This is a genomic window from Novosphingobium sp. SG720 (assembly GCF_012275365.1).
In the GTDB taxonomy this organism is placed as follows: domain Bacteria; phylum Pseudomonadota; class Alphaproteobacteria; order Sphingomonadales; family Sphingomonadaceae; genus Novosphingobium; species Novosphingobium rhizosphaerae.
Map to the genome: position 1 here is coordinate 1169796 of NZ_JAAZQN010000001.1, position 17637 is coordinate 1187432.

Annotated in this window: 16 protein-coding genes; 7 read left to right on the plus strand and 9 right to left on the minus strand. The window is 68.0% G+C overall.

The features are described 5' to 3' along the window. Nucleotides 1–89 precede the first annotated feature (89 nt). A complete protein-coding gene (locus tag FHW94_RS05295) occupies nt 90–2804 on the minus strand; it encodes a hypothetical protein (RefSeq protein ID WP_168554662.1) in 2715 nt (904 codons plus the stop codon). Between the two features lie 71 nt (nt 2805–2875). Between FHW94_RS05295 and FHW94_RS05300 the strand changes: the two genes are divergently transcribed. From FHW94_RS05300 to FHW94_RS05320, 5 genes are all read left to right on the plus strand, one after another. Beyond that, complete coding sequence (locus tag FHW94_RS05300; RefSeq protein ID WP_168554663.1) at nt 2876–3211, plus strand: Hpt domain-containing protein; 336 nt, start codon at nt 2876–2878, stop codon at nt 3209–3211. A 105-nt stretch (nt 3212–3316) separates the two neighbouring features. Beyond that, complete coding sequence (locus FHW94_RS05305; protein WP_246865889.1) at nt 3317–4561, plus strand: hypothetical protein; 1245 nt, start codon at nt 3317–3319, stop codon at nt 4559–4561. A gap of 10 nt (nt 4562–4571) precedes the next feature. Next, on the plus strand, nt 4572–5552 hold the full coding sequence (locus FHW94_RS05310) for a hypothetical protein (RefSeq protein ID WP_168554664.1): 981 nt from the start codon (nt 4572–4574) through the stop codon (nt 5550–5552). A 2-nt stretch (nt 5553–5554) separates the two neighbouring features. Next, entirely contained in the window at nt 5555–7003 is a 1449-nt protein-coding gene (locus tag FHW94_RS05315; RefSeq protein ID WP_168554665.1) for a HAMP domain-containing sensor histidine kinase, read from the plus strand. A gap of 150 nt (nt 7004–7153) precedes the next feature. Continuing rightward, nucleotides 7154–7561, plus strand: a complete 408-nt coding sequence (locus tag FHW94_RS05320) for a hypothetical protein (protein ID WP_168554666.1) — start codon at nt 7154–7156, stop codon at nt 7559–7561. 54 nt (nt 7562–7615) lie between these two features. Here FHW94_RS05320 and FHW94_RS05325 read toward each other — a convergent pair whose 3' ends face one another. The 3 genes from FHW94_RS05325 to gltX are packed head-to-tail and all read right to left on the minus strand — an operon-like array spanning nt 7616 to nt 10642. Then, nucleotides 7616–7801 carry a hypothetical protein gene (locus FHW94_RS05325; protein WP_349237439.1) on the minus strand — a complete coding sequence of 62 codons (186 nt, stop codon included), beginning with the start codon at nt 7799–7801 and terminating at the stop codon, nt 7616–7618. Between the two features lie 38 nt (nt 7802–7839). Continuing rightward, nucleotides 7840–9126, minus strand: coding sequence for a citrate synthase (locus tag FHW94_RS05330; RefSeq protein ID WP_168554668.1), 1287 nt, complete (start codon nt 9124–9126; stop codon nt 7840–7842). Nucleotides 9127–9175: 49 nt separating this feature from the next. After that, nucleotides 9176–10642 carry a glutamate--tRNA ligase gene (gene gltX / locus FHW94_RS05335; RefSeq protein ID WP_168554669.1) on the minus strand — a complete coding sequence of 489 codons (1467 nt, stop codon included), beginning with the start codon at nt 10640–10642 and terminating at the stop codon, nt 9176–9178. Nucleotides 10643–10811: 169 nt separating this feature from the next. Here gltX and FHW94_RS05340 point away from each other — a divergent pair, with 169 nt between their 5' ends. Beyond that, the gene (locus FHW94_RS05340; protein WP_168554670.1) at nt 10812–12974 is read left to right on the plus strand and encodes a ComEC/Rec2 family competence protein; all 2163 of its coding nucleotides are present in this window, start codon (nt 10812–10814) and stop codon (nt 12972–12974) included. A gap of 375 nt (nt 12975–13349) precedes the next feature. On the opposite strand, the gene FHW94_RS05345 is transcribed toward FHW94_RS05340, so the two are convergent. Next, nucleotides 13350–13979 carry a LysE family translocator gene (locus FHW94_RS05345; protein WP_168554671.1) on the minus strand — a complete coding sequence of 210 codons (630 nt, stop codon included), beginning with the start codon at nt 13977–13979 and terminating at the stop codon, nt 13350–13352. Between the two features lie 107 nt (nt 13980–14086). Continuing rightward, on the minus strand, nt 14087–14440 hold the full coding sequence (locus FHW94_RS05350; protein WP_168554672.1) for a darcynin family protein: 354 nt from the start codon (nt 14438–14440) through the stop codon (nt 14087–14089). 139 nt (nt 14441–14579) lie between these two features. Here FHW94_RS05350 and FHW94_RS05355 point away from each other — a divergent pair, with 139 nt between their 5' ends. Next, nucleotides 14580–15164, plus strand: coding sequence for a TetR/AcrR family transcriptional regulator (locus tag FHW94_RS05355; RefSeq protein WP_349237440.1), 585 nt, complete (start codon nt 14580–14582; stop codon nt 15162–15164). Nucleotides 15165–15183: 19 nt separating this feature from the next. On the opposite strand, the gene lexA is transcribed toward FHW94_RS05355, so the two are convergent. From lexA to moaC, 3 genes are read right to left on the minus strand one after another with little or no spacing between them, the layout of a single operon-like run. After that, nucleotides 15184–15864 (minus strand): transcriptional repressor LexA, encoded by a 681-nt coding sequence (gene lexA, locus FHW94_RS05360; protein WP_168554674.1) that lies wholly within the window; start codon nt 15862–15864, stop codon nt 15184–15186. A gap of 57 nt (nt 15865–15921) precedes the next feature. Beyond that, complete coding sequence (locus FHW94_RS05365) at nt 15922–17166, minus strand: molybdopterin molybdotransferase MoeA (RefSeq protein ID WP_168554675.1); 1245 nt, start codon at nt 17164–17166, stop codon at nt 15922–15924. Beyond that, nucleotides 17163–17633 carry a cyclic pyranopterin monophosphate synthase MoaC gene (moaC, locus tag FHW94_RS05370; RefSeq protein WP_168554676.1) on the minus strand — a complete coding sequence of 157 codons (471 nt, stop codon included), beginning with the start codon at nt 17631–17633 and terminating at the stop codon, nt 17163–17165. The genes FHW94_RS05365 and moaC overlap by 4 nt, the downstream gene beginning before the upstream one ends. Between the last annotated feature and the right edge of the window lie 4 nt (nt 17634–17637).

Below are 17637 nucleotides of genomic sequence, written 5' to 3' on the forward strand. Positions count from 1 at the left end.
GGAGCTAACGAGCTGAAACAAAAGCCCCCTCCTCTTTAGAGGAGGGGGTTGGGGGTGGTGCGAAGCCTAATGCAAGCTCTAGCTCATGCTCACGCCCGCAGCCGCTCGATCCCCTGCGCCAGCGCGACATAGAGCTTGCCCATGTCGGACGAGAGCAGCGTCACGCCCAGGGCATTGCCATCGCGGGTGGACAGCAATTGGCGCAGCATGCCTTCGAAATCGTGGATATAGCGGTTCACGTGGCCACGGAACTCGGCGTCGCCGGCATAGTGCTGCTGCACGGCCTTGGCATCGGCGCTATCGAGCAGGCTGACCGCGCGTCGGGTGAAGATGCCGCGGTCGCCACGCAGATAGGAAGCCCAAGCGGTTTCCGAAACGTCGGCCGAAAGCGCCTGCGCGATGTCGATCGCGGCGGAATTGAGCGATTCGGTGATCAACGCGGTGCGGCGGGCAAAATCGTTGTCCACCTGCTCCTCGGCGCGCTCGCGGGCGCGCGCCACGCGATTTTCCAGGTTGGCGGCCAGTTCGTCCACCTTGGCCAACTGGTCGCGCATCTGCACGGCGCTGTCGCGGCTGGCGGCGGCGGCACTGTCGATCGCCTGTTCGAGCCGGGCGATCAATTCCGCCCCGCGCCCTTGCAGCACGCGCGCGATGGCGGCGTTGCCTTCATCGCCCAGGCGCGCGGCCAGGGCGTCGATCTCGGTGTGCAGCGTGCTGCCCATGGTTTCGCCGGCAGCGCGCGCTGCGGCGTTCAGCCGGTCGATCGCGGTGGCCATCGTGCCGGTCATGTCACCGGAAAGGGCCTCGGCCTCGCCACGCGCGGTTTCCAGGCTGGCGCGCAGTTCCTGCAACTGGGTGCGCTCGGCTTCGGCCTGCTCGGCAAAGGCCTGGTGCAGGCGGGCAACGTGGGCCAGCGTGGCGGCAATATCGGCGCTGGTGTCGCGCACGGTCTCGGCCAGGGCCGCGCCCTTGCTGCCAGCTTCGCCCAGGCCGGCGTGCAGCGCGGCCACGCGCTGGTCCAACTGGTCCAGCCCGGCCTCGCTGGCGCGCAGCACTTCGGGCAGTTCGGTGCGGCTGTGCTGGCCCGTCGCCTGGATCAGTTCGAGCAGGCGCACGGCGGCATCGGTGGTGCGTGCGATGTGATCGTCCTGCGCGGTCAGTTCGATGCCGGTTTCGGACAGGCGCGTGCGCAGCAGTGCCAGCGCGCGATCCACCGCCTGGGCCGTGGCATCGCCGGTGGCGGCCGATGCCGCCAGCGTTTCGGCCAGTTCGGCAGCGCGCGAGGCGGCGGTATCGCATTGCGCGGCCAGGCGCCGTGCCTCGTCCTGTTGGCGGTTGCGCTGGGTATCGAGCGCGCGGTCGAGATCGGCGAGCCTGTGGGCCAGCGTTTCGGTGGCTTCGTTGGCGGCGGCGGCGAGCGCGGTGCGGCGCTCGGCAATCGCGCGGTCGATTTCCACCATGCGGCGGGCGAGCGTCTCGCGCTGCTCGTCGGCGCCGGCGGCCAGGGTGGCGCGCCGTTCGGCCACGGCCGCGTCGATCGCCGCGCCTTCGCTATCGAGCGCGGCCACCAGGGTGCGGCTTTCCTCGGCAAACTGGGCGAGGCGGGCCTGCGCCTGTGCCTGGCTGCGATCCTGCGCCGCGGCCAATTCGTCCAGGGCGGCACGAAGGCTGCGCATCTGGGCTTCGCTGCGCGCCTGCCAGCTTGCCAGCGCGGCGCTTTCCTGCTCGGCCACCGCGGCGCCCAGCGTGCTGCTGGCTTCCTGCAATGTCGCCAGCCGCTGTTCCAAGGCCGCCAGGCTTTCGCGCTCGGCGCGGGCGAGGGTGCGGCGCTGCTCCTCCAGGGTGTCGGCCAGGGCCTGGGCACGGGCGCGGATCGCGGCCAGCGCGGCATGCTCTTCCTGGTCCAGTGCGGCGCGGTGGCTGCCCACTTCCTCTTGCAGCGTGGCAAAGCGCGCCTCGGTCTGGCGGGCAAGGTCTGCCCCGGCAGCGTTCAATGCGCCCAGCGCGGCCTGCACCTGCTCGCGCACGGTGCTGACCTGGCGTTCGCTGGCCAGGCCAAATTCATTCAGGCGCTGGAACCCTGCGACCATGTCTTCCAATTGCACGTGCGCATTGCGCCCGGCATTGGCGATGGAATTGGTCACGTCCTTGGCGCTGTTGGCGATCACGGGCAGCTGGCTGCGCAGCTTTTCCATGTTGTCCAGCGCATTGGCCGAAACGTCGGCAATCGCGTTTACTTGCGCGCCGTTGTCCTGGATCAGGCCGCGCAGGCTTTCCGCATGGGTGGAAAGCCGATCGGCCGCCATGCGGCCCAATGCGTCAAGGTCGCGTGCCTGGGCAGCGATGAAATCGCGGGCAAGGGCCAATTCGGTGTTGATCGTGCCGAGCCGGCCATGCAGCTGCGCCGATTCGCGCGAGAGGCCGCTGGCAATGCTGGCAAAGCGCCGCGCCTCGCGCCCGCTGCCACGCTGCACCAGCAACAGTCCCACCAGCACGACAAGCACGGGGGCAGCCCACTGGCCGGTGGCCGAGGCCCAGGCCGCCGCGCTGTGCACGGCGATCAGGCCGGGCACGCTGGCCCATAGGTAGAACCCCGTCCACACGGCGATCAGCGCGCCGGCCAAGGCCAGCGGCCAAGGCGTTGGAGCGGCGGGCGCATCATCCTCGACATCGTCTTCGGATTGGGGTGCAAGTTCTGGCAATAACAGGGAACCTTCCGCGTGTTCGCGATCCAGCGCCAGGCCTTTCCCGCCGGATTCCGGCTGGTTGGCTTCGATCGGAATGATCCGTGGTCCCCCGTTCATGGCGGGCTTGTATCACGGAAAAGGCCACCGGTTAAACCCGCCTTAAGCCCTGATGCGACACTATCAACAGCATGGCCTATCTTGGTGACCCGATCGATGCCCAGCTGGCGGCCGTGGCCGGCAGCGATCCCGCGCTGTTCGTGGAACTGCGCAGCGCGTTTCTTGACAGCGCGCAGCGCCAGCTTGATCTGATGCGCCGGTCGCGGTGCGACGGAAACTGGTCGATGGCCGGCATGCGGCTCAAGGGTCTGGCGGCATCGTTTCATGCCGAGGGACTGATGGCCCTGGCCGAGCAGGCCCTGGCCGGCGCACCGGGCGATCCGGCGGTGCTGCGGCGCATCGCCGCCTGGCTCGACGATTTTCGCGCCGGACCCGACATTCTGCCCGAGGGCGGCCAGACGGCCTGAACGGCGACGCTGCCGGGCTTAACGGATTGCCGCACGTCGGCGCCGGACGGGCGCTTGGCATGTCGGGGCTGGCGCCCTACCATGCGGCGATCAGGAGGCATTCACTTGCGGGTCGCGCTCATTTCGTTGATGGAAAACATGCCGGTCGATCTGACGGGCGAGGGGGCCGGCCAGCCGGGCGGAAACCCCGGTTTCCTGCCGATCGCCGGCCACAGTATCGCCCGCCACCAGCTTGGCCTGGCCCTGGCGCTGGGCGCCACGCGAATCGTCGTCCATGCCGAAATGCTCTCGGCCGAGATCGTGGAGATCCAGCACGTCGCCGAACAGCGCGGTGCCCGCTTTCACGTGATCACCGCTGCGCGCGCCCTGGTGCCGCTGGTTTCGGCCGAGGACGAACTCTTTGCCTTTGCCGAAGGGTTCCTGGCGATGCCCGAGGACGCGCGCCGCATCCTGGACGAGGCGCCCGGCGTGCTGGCCCTGCCGGTGGAAGCGGGCGTTGCCGCCGGGTTCGAGCGGATCGACATCAACCACGCCTGGGCGGGTGCCTTGCGGATGCCCGGGCGCGTGGTGGCCGGGTTGGGCGATCTGCCGCCCGAATGGAATCCGGTGGCGGCGCTCCTGCGCCTTGCCACCCAGGCGCGCTTGCCATTGCGCAACGTCCCCCAGGCCTTGCTCGATACCGGGCGCTGGCGCCTGGTACGTGGCGAGGCCGATGCCCATGCCGCCGAAAACGATTGGCTGGCCCAGCATACTGCGGCCAGCCACGTCCGCTCTCCGGGTGAATGGCTAGCGGTGCAGGCCGTGCGGCGCGCCGGCCCGGCGCTGCTCCATGCGCGCACGCGGCCCTGGGTGGTGGCGATGGCGGCACTGTTGCTGGTGTTCCTGGCGCTGGGCGCTGGATGGTGGGGCCGCGCGGGCCTTTCCTTTGCCCTGCTCGGCCTGGGCTGGGTGGTGTTGCAGACCGCACGGCTGCTGGCCAAGGTGGAGGAGGATTCGCTGTTGGAGCCGGCCGGCCACTTGCGCGGCGTGGCGATGTTCGGCCCGCTGCTCGATGCAGCGCTGGTCGCCACGTGTGCCTGGCGCGTCGCCGGCAGTGCCACGGCGCAGACGGCGTGGTTTCCGCCGCTCGTGCTGGTGCTGATCCTGTGGCTGTTCCCCGCGATCCTGCGCGATTTCCGCTGGACGACCTGGCTGTGCGACCGTCTGCTGGTGGCGCTGGCCTTGCTGGTGGTGGGCCTGTTCATGCCGCTGGAAACCGGGTTGCGCCTGATCGTTCTCGCCCTGCTTGCAACGGCTCTGGCACAGGCGCATGGTCTGTTTCCTAACCGCTTGCTAACCAATGGAACCTAGAACCACGGGCATGCAAAACCCTGCGCCCTATTCCCTTGGCGACGATGCCTGGTTCGCAGCCGGCCTGGCGCGCGCGTCTGCCGCGCTCGACAGCACGGCCCCGATCCTGCGCCATCTCGTGCTGGGGGAAGAGCGCGAAGTGTTTGGCGACGCGGTGATTGCCCATGTGCGCGGGATGGTGGACGACGTTGCCCGCCAGCTTGCCGTCGCGCTGGCCCAGGCCGGTGGCGCAGACGCCGGTGTCGCGCCCGATGTCGATGACGTGGCGGGATTTTCCGGCCTGCTTTGTGCCAACGGGGCGTTCCTGGCGGCTGTTCACGGCCAGGCGCTGGAATGGCAGATGGCCTGCCGGCTCGAGCAGGCGCACGGCGTGGACATGATCGTGCCGCCCTTGATCGAAGCGGCCATGGCCACCGCCGACCACCCCGTAGAAGATGGTTTAGGCCAGCAGGGCGATCGGGCTGCCCTGGCCATGGCCGTGCTGGTGGCGCAGGCGCGGTTCTGCCAGGCGCAGCGGCGCATGGCTTTGCCGCTCGACGAATTGCCCCAGGATCTGCTGCGGATCGCATTGGGCACGCTGCATGCCCGCGCCCACGACGATGCCGAGGCGCAGAGCCGCGCGATCATTGCCGAGCGGTCGCTGCGCTTGCGCTTCGATGCCGAACGCGGCCGGCTGGCCCTGCTGCGCCGGCTGGTCGATGCCTTGTCCGATCCGGCTGCGGCGCTCGATCCGCTGCACGCCGGCCCGGCGCTGTTCCTGACGGCGCTGGCCCGCGCCATGGGCGCCCCGCGCGAGGATGCCGCGCTGCTGGCCGCGCCGGCCCAAGTCGCGCGCCTGGCCCTGGTCTTGCGTGCAGCGGGGCTTGATGGCGATGCCGTGCGCGCGCACGTGGCGGTGTTCCATCCTGAGGCGGTTGTTCCTGCGAGCCTGGCAGTGCTGGCCCCCCAGGCGGCTGTGGCGCGGCTGGCGCAAGCCGGGCTGGGCACCTGACCTTGGCCGCGGCCGATCCGATCCGCGCCCGGTGCGATGCGGGCGACCAACTGGTTGCGGCCGACGAGGCACTGGCCCGCTTGCAGGCTGCTGCCGGTGGCACCCTGCCGGGCTTGCTCGCCATTCCCGCCCTTCTTGCCCTGGTGCGCCAGGTGCGCGCCACCGGCCTGGCCCAGGCGCGGCCGATCCTGGCGATGGACGGCGAATGCCCCATCGCGTTTCAGGCGCGCGCCGTGCCCGATGGCGACAGCATCGATCTTGTCCTGCGCGATTGGCGCCGCGCGCCCGCGCCGGATGCGGGCCTGCCGCCGGCCGATGACGCCGCGCTGTGGCATCATCTGGCACAAGGACACGTGCTGCTCGATGCGCAGCAACGCGTGATCGCGGCCGATTGCCCAGCGCCAGACCTGGTCGAACTGGCCACCGATCTTGCCGGCGCCACCGGCCGGCATTGGACCGCCTGCGCGGCCCTGTCGCTCGGCCTGGGTGAAGATGGCAGGGATGGGGGCCGGAATGGCGGTCGTCCGGGACGGGTCGACATGGCCCGGCTGCACTGGCGCCTGTTGGACGACATGGTGGTGGACGTGGCCGGATCGCCGCGCCGCTGGCGTGTGCGCCTCTTGCCCAGGGTGGGAAGCGGGTTCGACCTGCTGCTGCTGCCCGAAACGATCCTGGCCCTGCCGGCCGATCCGGCGCTGCTGCCCCAGGCCGAACCGGCGCCAGCGGGGGCCGGCGCCGCCCTGCCGCCCTGGACCGGCTTTCTCGGCAGAGATCTTGCCCCGGCGTTGCGCCAGCCGATCAGCCGGATCATCGCCAATGCCGAAACCATCCGCAGCCGCCTGGCCGGGCCGCTGGCTGATGCCTATGGCAACTATGCCGCCGATATCGCCGAGGCGGGGCGGCATCTGCTGGGCCTGGTGGAGGATCTGGCAGACCTCGACGCGGTGGAAGCCCCCGGCTTTGCCCCCGCGCCCGACCATATCGACCTGGCCGATTGCGCACGCCGAGCCGCCGGCATCCTCTCGGTCCGCGCGCGCGAGCGCGGCATCGTGCTGGCCCTGCCGGAAGAGGATTGCCATGCCCCGGCCATTGGCGAATTCCGCCGCGTGCTCCAGGTGCTGCTCAACCTGCTCAGCAATGCGATCCGCTATACCCCGGCACAGGCCACGGTCACGCTGGCCTGCGGGGTGGAAGGCGCCACCGCCTGGATCGCTGTGGAAGACCACGGCGAAGGGCTGACTGCCGAGCAGGCGTCGCGGGTGTTCGAGAAGTTCGAAAGACTGGGGCGCAGCGGGGACGGGGGCTCTGGCCTGGGCCTCTATATCTCGCGCCGCCTTGCCCGCGCCATGGCGGGAGACCTGACCGTTTCCAGCACGCCGGGGGCAGGGGCGCGCTTCATGCTCACGCTGCCGGCCGACGTGCCGAGTGCCGGGATCGTCAACGCGCGCTGAACCGCGCCATCCCGGCCCCGCCTGTCCCAACGTGAACGGCAGATTTGCCGGCCATTCCAACCACATTCAGATCGCAACCGGTAAGCCTGCTGCCGTTGGGGACCACCTGGCGTCTTTCTGGAAAGGTTCGTGATGATCAGGATGATGGTAATGGCCGGCTTGGCCGGTGCATTGGTGGCCAGCCCGGCGCTGGCCCAGGCAGTAGATCCCAACCAGCCCTTCAACGACGGGTCGGCCGCGGCATCGGTATCGTCGCCGCCGGGCGTGGTCGCGCCCGGCTATGATCCCGGCACGCGCGCCGCCAATGTCGACATGGGACAGGCTCTGGCTGCGGACATGGCCAGCGTTCAGGCCCGGCAGCACGCCGAATTGCAGCGGTACCACCAGGCCCTGAAGGGCCGCGCGCAGACGATCGCGATGATCCGCACCACGCAGGCGCGGCGCGAAGCAGCCTATGGGCGCGCGATGGATGCCTGGCATGCGCAAGTCGCAGCCTGCCAGGATGGGAACCGGCAGGCCTGCCTGGCGCCCACGCCCGATCCCGCCGCGTTCGAATGAGCGGCGCCTTGGGCATTGAATAATGCAATGAAGTGAGGCGGAAATGCCCGGGCGTCAGCGACGGCGCCCGGCGCGCCATACGGCCGCGATGCCAAGCAGCGCCAATGCCAGCCCGCGCCACGCCCACGGGCGCTGGTCGAGCATGAAACTTTCGCGGGGCCAGTGCACCAGGCCAAGCCCCTGGGCCATCCACAACAGGCCCATCAAAAAGGCGGCCACGCCAAAAATCCGCAGGATCATTGCCATGGCCGCCTTCGTTTTCATCTATCGATACCCGCTCAGCGGCTTTCGATCGGCACATAGTCGCGCTGCGTCGGCCCGGTGTAGAGCTGACGCGGGCGGCCGATCTTCTGGCCGGGATCGCTGATCATTTCGTTCCACTGGGCCACCCAGCCCACGGTGCGGGCCAGGGCGAACAGCACGGTGAACATGGTGGTCGGGAAACCGATCGCCGACAGGATGATCCCCGAATAGAAGTCCACGTTGGGGAACAGCTTCTTTTCGATGAAGTAGGGATCGTTCAGCGCGATTTCTTCCAGGCGCAGCGCGGTTTCGAACAGCGGATCGTTGACCTTGAGCGCGTCGAACACTTCGCGCACGGTCTTCTGCATCACCGTGGCGCGCGGATCGTAGTTCTTGTAGACGCGGTGGCCAAAGCCCATCAGGCGGAACGGATCGTTCTTGTCCTTGGCGCGCTCGATGTAGTGCGGGATCTTGTCGGGCGTACCGATCTCGCGCAGCATGTTGAGCGCCGCTTCGTTGGCGCCGCCGTGTGCCGGGCCCCACAGGCAGGCAATGCCGGCCGCGATGCAGGCGAACGGATTGGCACCCGACGAGCCGGCAAGGCGCACGGTCGAGGTCGAGGCGTTCTGCTCGTGGTCGGCGTGCAGGATGAAGATGCGATCCATCGCGCGTTCGACTTCGGGGATCACTTCATATTCCTCGGCGGGAACGCCGAAGGTCATGCGCAGGAAGTTGCCGGTGTACGACAGGTCGTTGCGCGGATAGAGGAACGGCTGACCGACCGAATACTTGTAGGCCATCGCCGCGATCGTGGGGATCTTGGCAAGCAGGCGATGCGAGCTGATCGTGCGGTTCTGCGGATCGGCGATATCGGTCGAATCGTGATAGAACGCCGAAAGCGCACCGACCACGCCGCACATCACGGCCATGGGGTGGGCGTCACGGCGGAAGCCGCTGTAGAAGCTGCTGAGCTGTTCATGCACCATGGTGTGGCGCGTGATCGTGCGGGTGAAGCTGTCCAGCTCGTCCTTGTTCGGCAGTTCGCCGTTGAGCAGCAGGTAGCTCACTTCCATGAAGCTGGAATGCTCGGCCAGCTGGCCGATCGGATAGCCGCGGTGCAGCAGGACGCCTTCGTCACCATCGATATAGGTGATCGCGCTGTCGCAGCTGGCAGTGGAGGTAAAGCCCGGGTCGTAGGTGAACTTGCCCGACTGGCCGTAAAGCTTACGGATGTCGAGGACGTCCGGCCCGATGGTGCCGCTCTTGACCGGAAGGTCGATGGTCTTGCCATCAATGGTCAAAGTAGCCTGATTGTCGCTCACGCTAGGCTCTCCTGTACAAAGAAACAGTGTGTTCTGTGTGCTGCCCTCGTCAGGCAGCGTGGTCACGCAAACGGGCCAGGCTCTCCTCCTTGCCGAGGAGAACCAGGACATCGAAAATTCCAGGTGAGGTCGCTTGTCCCGTCAGGCTTGCGCGCAAAGGCTGGGCGATCTTGCCCAATCCCACTCCCAGCTCCTCGGCCATTTGCTTGAGATTGGCCTCCAGCGCCGGCGCTGTCCAGTCGTTTGCGCCCTCAAGCCGCGTCACGACTTTGGCAAGGATTGCCCGCGCATCCGCGGTCAGCAACCCTTGCGCCTTTTCATCGAGCGCCAGCGGGCGTTGGGCAAACAGGAACACCGCGCCCTTGGCCAGTTCGTTGAGATCGGCGCTGCGCACCTTGAGCACCGGCATGGCCTCGACCAGCTTGGCGCGGTCGTGCGCGGGCACGAGCGATTCCAGGCGCGGCGCAACCAGGGCGGCCAGGCGCGCATCGTCGGCTTCGCGCAGATAGTGCCCGTTGAGGTTGAGCAGCTTCTTGAGGTCGAACCGCGAGGCGCCCTTGTTGACATTGGCGATGTCGAACCATTCCACCGCCTGGTCGCGGCTGATGATTTCCTCGTCGCCATGGCCCCAGCCCAGGCGCAGCAGATAGTTGAACACCGCTTCGGGCAGCAGGCCCATCTCGTCGCGATAGGCGTCCACGCCCAGCGCGCCGTGGCGCTTGGACAGCTTGGCCCCATCGGCGCCATGGATCAGCGGGATATGGCCATAGACGGGGTCGGGCCAGCCACCCTCGATCGCGTCCATCGCGCGGATCACCACGAGCTGGCGGAAGGCATTGTTGATGTGATCATCGCCCCGGATCACGTGGGTCACGCCCATGTCATGATCGTCGACCACCACGGCAAGCATATAGGTGGGCGTGCCATCGCCTCGCAGAATGACGAAATCGTCGATTTCCACGTTCTGCACGGTGATCGTGCCCTGAACGGCATCCTCGATCACGGTTTCACCCTCGCGCGGCGCCTTGACGCGGATGACATAGGGCTTGTCCGCCGGCCAGGTGGCCGGATCGGCATCGCGCCATTCGCTTTCGAGGCGGAAGGGGCGGCGCTCTTCCTGCGCCTTGGCGCGGCGGGCGGCGAGTTCTTCCTGCGTCAGATAGCAGCGATAGGCGTGGCCCGCGTCCAGCAACTGGTTGGCGACCTGCGCATGGCGATCGGAGCGGGCGAACTGGAACACCGGATCGGCATCGCCGCCCAGGCCCAGCCAGTTGAGGCCGTCGAAGATCGCGTCGATCGCTGCGTCCGTGGAACGCGCGCGATCGGTATCCTCGATGCGCAGCAGATAAGTGCCGCCGTGATGGCGGGCATAAAGCCAGTTGAACAGAGCGGTGCGGGCACCACCGATATGCAGGAAGCCCGTGGGCGATGGAGCAAAGCGGGTGACAACGCGTGCTGCCGGGCTGGCGCTGGCCGTGCCCGATCCTGCAGAAACGGTGTCAGTCTGGCTTGCCATCGAGGGCGCATTCCTTCCTATTCGGCGCATGGCCGGTTCTCTCGCGACACCGCTTGTTCGTCCTGCGCCGCAAGGCGAAGGCGCTGGTGCCGGCCCGGTTGAAACCGGTCTTGATATGGGACCGAACGGGCTCGGGCGCCATTGGGCCAAAGCGGCGCGTTTGTCCAGCATGCTCGCGCATGCGAATGCGTGGATCGATCAACGCGGGACTGAGCGCGGTCCCTGGCTAAGTGTAGCGTTTGCGGCGGGAATCTGCGCTTGGGTGGTGCTCCCGGGGGTATACCACTGGGTTGCTTTTCCGGCTGGAATCGGTGGAATTTTGCTGCTGGTGCTGCCTCGCGATCGAGACGGCCGACTCGCCCATTTGCGACTGGCCGTGCTTTCGCTGGGGCTGATGGCGGCGGCCGGCTGCGCCACGATCTGGGTCAAGTCTGCCTTTTTGGGCACGCCGCCGATTCCCCGGCCCATGCTCGCCGTGCTGGAAGGCACCGTGGTCGATCGCCAGGTTCAGGCCGCGCAAGGCCGCATGCGGGTGACGCTGGCCACCCAGGTCCTGTTGCCGTCGGGCATGGTGAGGGCCGGGCAGGTGCGGATCAACGTCCCGCTGCCGCCGGGCGATTCGGCCGGCAGCGACACCAGGCTGGGCGATGGCGCGCGGGTGCGCCTGCGTGCGCGCCTGATGCCGCCCGCCCCGCCGATGGTGCCCGGTGGCTTCGATTTTGCCCGCAGCGCGTGGTTTTCGGGATTGATGGCGACGGGCAGCAGTGTGGGCCCGCTCACGCTGATCGCGCCCGCCCCGCCGGGCACGCGGCTCGATGCCGTGCGCCAACGCCTGGCCGATCATATCCGTGCGCAACTGGGCGGATCGCCCGGCGCGATCGCCGCTGCCTTTGCCAGTGGCGATCGCGGCAGCATTGCGCCGAGCGACGAAGACGCGATGCGCGACGCGGGCCTGACGCACCTGTTGTCGATCAGCGGCTTGCACGTCAGCGCCGTGGTGGGCGCGGTCTATTTCATCACCGCGCGGTTGCTGGCGCTGGTGCCGTTCCTTGCCCTGCGCCTGCGCGTGCCGCTGGCCGCCGCGGCAATGGGGGCGCTGGCCGGCATTGGCTATACCCTGCTGACCGGCGCAGAAGTGCCCACGATCCGCTCGTGCCTGGGGGCGCTGCTGGTGCTGCTGGCCTTGGCGCTGGGGCGCGATCCGCTCTCGCTGCGCATGCTGGCGGTGGCGGCGTTCATCGTCATGCTGTTCTGGCCCGAAGCCGTGGTGGGACCCAGTTTCCAGATGAGCTTCGGCTCGGTCATCGCGATTATCGCGTTCGACAGTTCGGCCCCGGCGCGGCGGTTCCTGGCCCACCCGCACGAAGGCTGGCCGATGCGGCTGGCGCGGCACCTGGCGCTGGTGCTGGCCACCGGCCTGGTGATCGAACTGGCGCTGATGCCGATGGCGCTGTTTCATTTCCACCGCGCCGGCATCTATGGCGCGGCGGCCAACGTGGTGGCGATCCCGCTGACCACGTTCGTCACGATGCCGCTGATCGCACTGGCGCTGTTTCTCGATCTGGCCGGCTGGGGCGCGCCGGCCTGGTGGGCGGTGGGCAAATCGCTCGATGGCCTGCTGTGGCTGGCCCATGTCACCGCCGCGCAGCCGGGCGCGGTGACGCTGATGCCGGGCATGCCGGGATGGGTGTTCGGCCTGCTGGTGGCGGGCCTCCTGTGGCTGGCGCTGTGGACCGGCAAAGTGCGGCTGTGGGGTTTCGTGCCCATATGTCTCGGCGCCATGCTGACAGCGTTGCAGCCCACGCCCGATGTGCTGGTGACCGGCGATGGGCACCATGTCGGCCTTGCGGGCGAAGGGCCCGACCTGCTGATGCTGCGCGACACGCGCAGCGACTATACCCCGTCCACGCTGCTGGAAAACGCCGGGCTGGAGGGTGAGGCGCGCAGTCTCGACACCTGGCGCGGCGCGCGGTGCAACGAGGATTTCTGCCGCGCCGTGCTGGTGCGACAGGGCCGGGCCTATACCGTGCTGATGAGCCGGGGCCGCGACCGCGTTGACCTTGGCGACCTCGCCCGCGCCTGCGCATTGGCGGATATCGTCATCGCCGATCGCACCCTGCCGGTCACGTGCCGCCCGCGCTGGCTCAAGGCCGACCGCCGCCTGTTGCGCCAAACCGGCGGGCTGGCGATCTACCTCGCCAGAGGCAAAGTGGTGACCGTCGCCCAAGGCGAAGGCCAGCACGGCTGGTTTCCGGCGCCGGAGCCGTGGGTGAGGCGCCCTGCCTTGACGGGGACGCAGCCCTGCTGCCAGACGAAGGTGGCTGGGCGGTGATGCCGGCGTTGGCAGCGCTGGACGGCTGCGTGGATGATCTGATGCAAAGCTGGGGCTGTAAGCGACGATGGCGGAAGCCCCGCCAGCCTCGGGGTTAGTGTGTTGATCCTGGCGATTTTCCCGGCGGTCCGTTGCAGGCCGGGGAGCAAGCCCAACTGCGCTTTCGGCTCGGCGTGGACGCCGATGGAAGCCCGAGCGCTTGGCGGACAACAGGATCCACCGTGGATTCCGATGGCAAGTTTGCCCAATCCAGTTGCGCCGCCCTGATGCGGCGCGCCCGCTTCCGGCCGTTATGCGATGCAGCCGGCCAGTCGACAAAGGGCTGGTTTTTCGGCCAGGTGCACTACTTTTCCTGCGAAGGTGAAATTCTGCGGTCTAGCGGGTGGAGGAAACAGCCAGCTTCAGGCCGAAGCCCACGAAGACCCCGCCCGTCAGGCGATCGAGCATGGTAACAAGGCGAGGTTTCTGCAGGGCCGTGCCCAGTCGCGCGGTGGCTGCGATCAGCGCCGCGAACCAGGCCAGTCCCAGCACGACATGGACGCAGGCCAGCCCGAACAAATAGGCCGCCACGTTCGCGCCAGGGGGCACGAACTGGGGCAGGAAGGTGACGTAGAACACACCCACCTTGGGATTGAGCAGGTTGGTGAGGAAGCCGCGCCAGAACGCGTTCGTCGCCGTGTTGGCGCGGGTTGAACCGGCGCCGCTATCCAAGGAGCCGCGCGGTTTCCACAAGAGCTTGATGCCCAGCCACAGGAGGTAGGCCGCGCCCGCCAGTTTCACCACGGTATAGGCGATCTTTGAGGCGCCCAGCACAGCGCCGAGGCCGAGCGCGGCCGCCGCGCCCCAGGCCAGGCAGCCAAGCGCGATCCCCAGGGCGGCGCGCGCGGCGGCAGGCTTGCCTTCCACCGCTGCTGCGCGAAGCACCAGTGCCGTGTCTAAACCCGGCGTGATCGTCAGGATGGCAACAGCTGCGAGAAACGCGAGCAGCAAGGTGATTTGGGCCATGTGCGCTTCTACCATGCTGGCCGATCGCGAGCCAGTTCTTGCCGTGCCGGTTGTCCCAGCGCCGGCGGCGTGGGGCGGGCGGCCGGCTCGTCCCACGCCAGCGGTGCTCAAGCCGTCAGGGCTGGTCGATCATAATTGTTGGCATAGGCGTTCTCGACGCCGGGCAGGATTTCGACGATCGAGAAATACCGGTCCCAAAACGGCGTTTCGCGCAGGCTTTCGACCAGCAACTCGTAGCTGTGGTGATCGACTGCTTCCCACATCCACACGTCGGTGACGCGCGTGGCGTAGAATTCCACGTCGAAAAAGCGCAGCGACACCCTGTCGGCATATCTTTCGAGGATCGGGCTGACATGCTCGCCCAGCAGGGCGAAGCGGCGATCGATGGAAAAGCCGAGCCATTCGGGCGAGGTCTTCACCAGCATGAAGACGGTGAGCGCGGGGGTAAATTGCTTGGTCATGGTGCATCCTTGCATTGTGCAGTGAGGTCCCTAGAATGCGAGCAGATCATCACATTTGGCTACTCGCATTCCCGCCATGCCCGAACCGTCTCCCCCACCGCGCCAGGTCCCCCGGAAACTGCCGAGACAGGCGCGGGCGGTGGAAACCGTGGCGGCTATCGTCGAGGCGGCGGCTCGCATTCTGGAGCAGGGGGGAATCGCCGCGCTGACCACCAACGCGGTTGCGGCGCGGGCGGGCGTCAGCGTGGGTTCGCTCTATCAATATTTCCCCGGAAAGGAGGCGCTGGTTGGCGCGCTGATCGTGCGCGAGACATCGATCCTGATCGCCGAGTGCGAAGAGGCGCTGGCGCGCGTTTCAGGCCAGGAGGCACTGGTCCGGATGATCGGCGCGGCCGTGGCCCATCAATTGCGACGGCCCAAGCTGGCGCGCCTGCTCGATGTGGAAGAGGCACGAATGCCGCATGACCCGGAAACGCAGCGCGTATCGCGCCATCTCCATGGGATTTTGCGCACTGTTCTGATTCAGACCGACCTTGGCACGCAGAGCGATCTGGACGAAGCGGCGCACGATGTGATGGCCATCGTCAAAGGGATGATCGATGCCGCCGGCGAGCGGCAGGAACAGGACCAGGCCGCGCTCGCCGGGCGGGTGTGGCGGGCGGTCCATGGCTATCTTGCCACTGCCGCCCCGCCTGTTGCGGTCATTCCCATGGCGGATGCATGATCATCCGCCGCGGTGGGCATCAATGATAGCGGCGTAGCAGCCCGGCGAGCTTGCCTTGCACTTCCACTTCGTCAGGCGCGTAGAACTGCGGGTCATAGGCCGCGTTGGCAGGATCGAGCCGGATCTGGCCCTTTTCGTGGTGGAGGTATTTCAGCGTGGCTTCCTCACCACGCACCAGGGCGACGACGATTTCACCGTCGCGGGCGGTGTTGGTGCGGCGCACCAGGGCATAGTCGCCATCCAGAATGCCCGCCTCGATCATGGAATCGCCGGACACTTCAAGCGCGTAGTGCTCGCCAGAGCCGAGCAGGGCGGCGGGCACGGGCAGCATGGCCGAGCCTTCCAGTGCTTCGATCGGGGCGCCGGCGGCGATGCGGCCGTGCAGCGGGATTTCGATCACGTCGTTCGCCGCCACCGGAGTGGGGCGGGCCGCCGCGGGAGCGGGACGTGGCGTGGCGTTGCGCGGGGCAGCCTTGGTGGCCAGGCTTTCCGGCTCACGGATCACTTCAAGCGCGCGGGCGCGGTTGGGCAGGCGACGAATGAAGCCGCGCTCTTCCAGCGCGGAGATCAGGCGGTGCACGCCAGACTTGGACTTGAGATCGAGCGCTTCCTTCATTTCTTCAAACGAAGGGGAAATGCCGGAATCATCAAGGCGCGTCTGGATGAACGAGAGCAGTTCGTGCTGCTTGCGCGTGAGCATCCGCAAGTCTCCTTTGGCGAACGAATGCGGAACGAATAAGCAACCAAACCGAACCCGTCAAGCAAATCCGCCAAAATCGAGCAGATAGATCGGCACAAGGCTCCCTTCCGGTTGCATCGGTGCGCCGGGTTCGCGCCGCACCAGGCAATTGGCCCGCGCGATGGGGGAAATGGCGCCGGAATCCTGCAGCGGATCGAGCGTCACGCCGTGGCCGTCCCATGTGCCACGCAGGAATTCGGTGCGGCTGCCGCCAGCGGGCAACGCCTGGGCCAGCGCGGCATGGAGCGGCGCGGGCAGGGGTTGCGCTGCGCCCAGGGCCGCGCGCAGCAGCGGCAGCAGGAACAGATGCGCCGTGACATAGGCCGAGGCCGGATTGCCTGGCAGGCCGAGGATCACCTGCGGGCTGGCGAGCGAGGTTGCGGCGCGATGGCCCACCAGCAGCGGCTTGCCCGGCTTGATCGCCACACGCCAGAAATCGATGCGCGCGCCCACCGCTTCAAGCGCCGGACGAACGAGATCGTGATCGCCCACCGAAGCGCCGCCGCTGGTCACTACCACATCGGCGTTGCGCACGCCATCGATGGCGGCCGCCAGGGCATCGAGCCGATCGGGCACGGGGCCGATGCGCCGCACGTCAACCGGCAGGGCCGCGGCCATGGCGGCCAGCATCGGCCCGTTGCTGGCCGGGATCTGGTGCGGCAGCAGGGGGCGGCCGGGGGCGGCGAGTTCATCGCCGCTGTCGATCACCGCCAGGCGCAGGCGGCGGCGCACCGGCACATGGCCGTGCCCGGCGCCGATCGCCAGGGCAATCTGCGCGGCGCCAAGCCGCGTGCCGGTGGGCAACAGCGGATCGTGCGTGGCAAAATCCATCCCGGCCGGGCGGATGTGCCGCGATGGCGGGCTGGGCGGGGTGCCGGTGAGCATGAGCGCATCGCCCTGGCGCGCGGCGTCTTCCTGCAAGAGCACGCAATCCGCGCCGGGCGGCATGGCCGCACCCGTGCTGATCCGCACCGCCTCGCCATGGCCGACATTGCCGGCAAACGGATGGCCCGCCGCGCTTTCGCCCACTACCGTCCACGGCCCGGGCAAATCCACGCCGCGCAGGGCATAGCCATCCATGGCGGAAAGCGCAGTGGCAGGTTGGGTGCGCGCGGCCAAGAGCGGGGCGGCAAGGTAATGCCCCAGCGCTTCGGCCGTGGCGCGATGTTCTACCGAAAGATGTGGCGCCATGGCGACCAGGCGGGCCTGCGCGTCTTCCAGTTGGAGCGGGGGCTGGCGGCCGTTGCTAACTGGGCTGGTCATGGCGCAGACCAATCGCCCGACTTGCCGCCGCGCTTGGCCACCAGGCGGACCGCGTCGATCACCATGCCCTTGTCCACCGCCTTGGCCATGTCGTAGATTGTCAACAAGGCCACGCAAGCGGCTGTCATCGCTTCCATTTCCACGCCGGTCTTGGCGGTGAGCGAGGCGGTTGCGGTGCATTCCACACCCTGTTCGACGAACGCGAATTCCACCGCCACGGCATCGAGCGACAGGGGGTGGCACAGCGGTATCAGTTCGCCGGTTTTCTTGGCCGCCATGATCCCGGCGATGCGCGCGGTGGCCAGCACATCGCCCTTGGGCACGGTGCCATCGCGGATCGCGGCAAGGGCGGTGTCTGACATGCGGATCATGCCGCGCGCCACGGCCACGCGCTGCGTGGGCTGCTTGGCGCCGACATTGACCATGCGTGCATGGCCCTGGGCATCGAGATGGGTAAGCTGCGTCATGCCC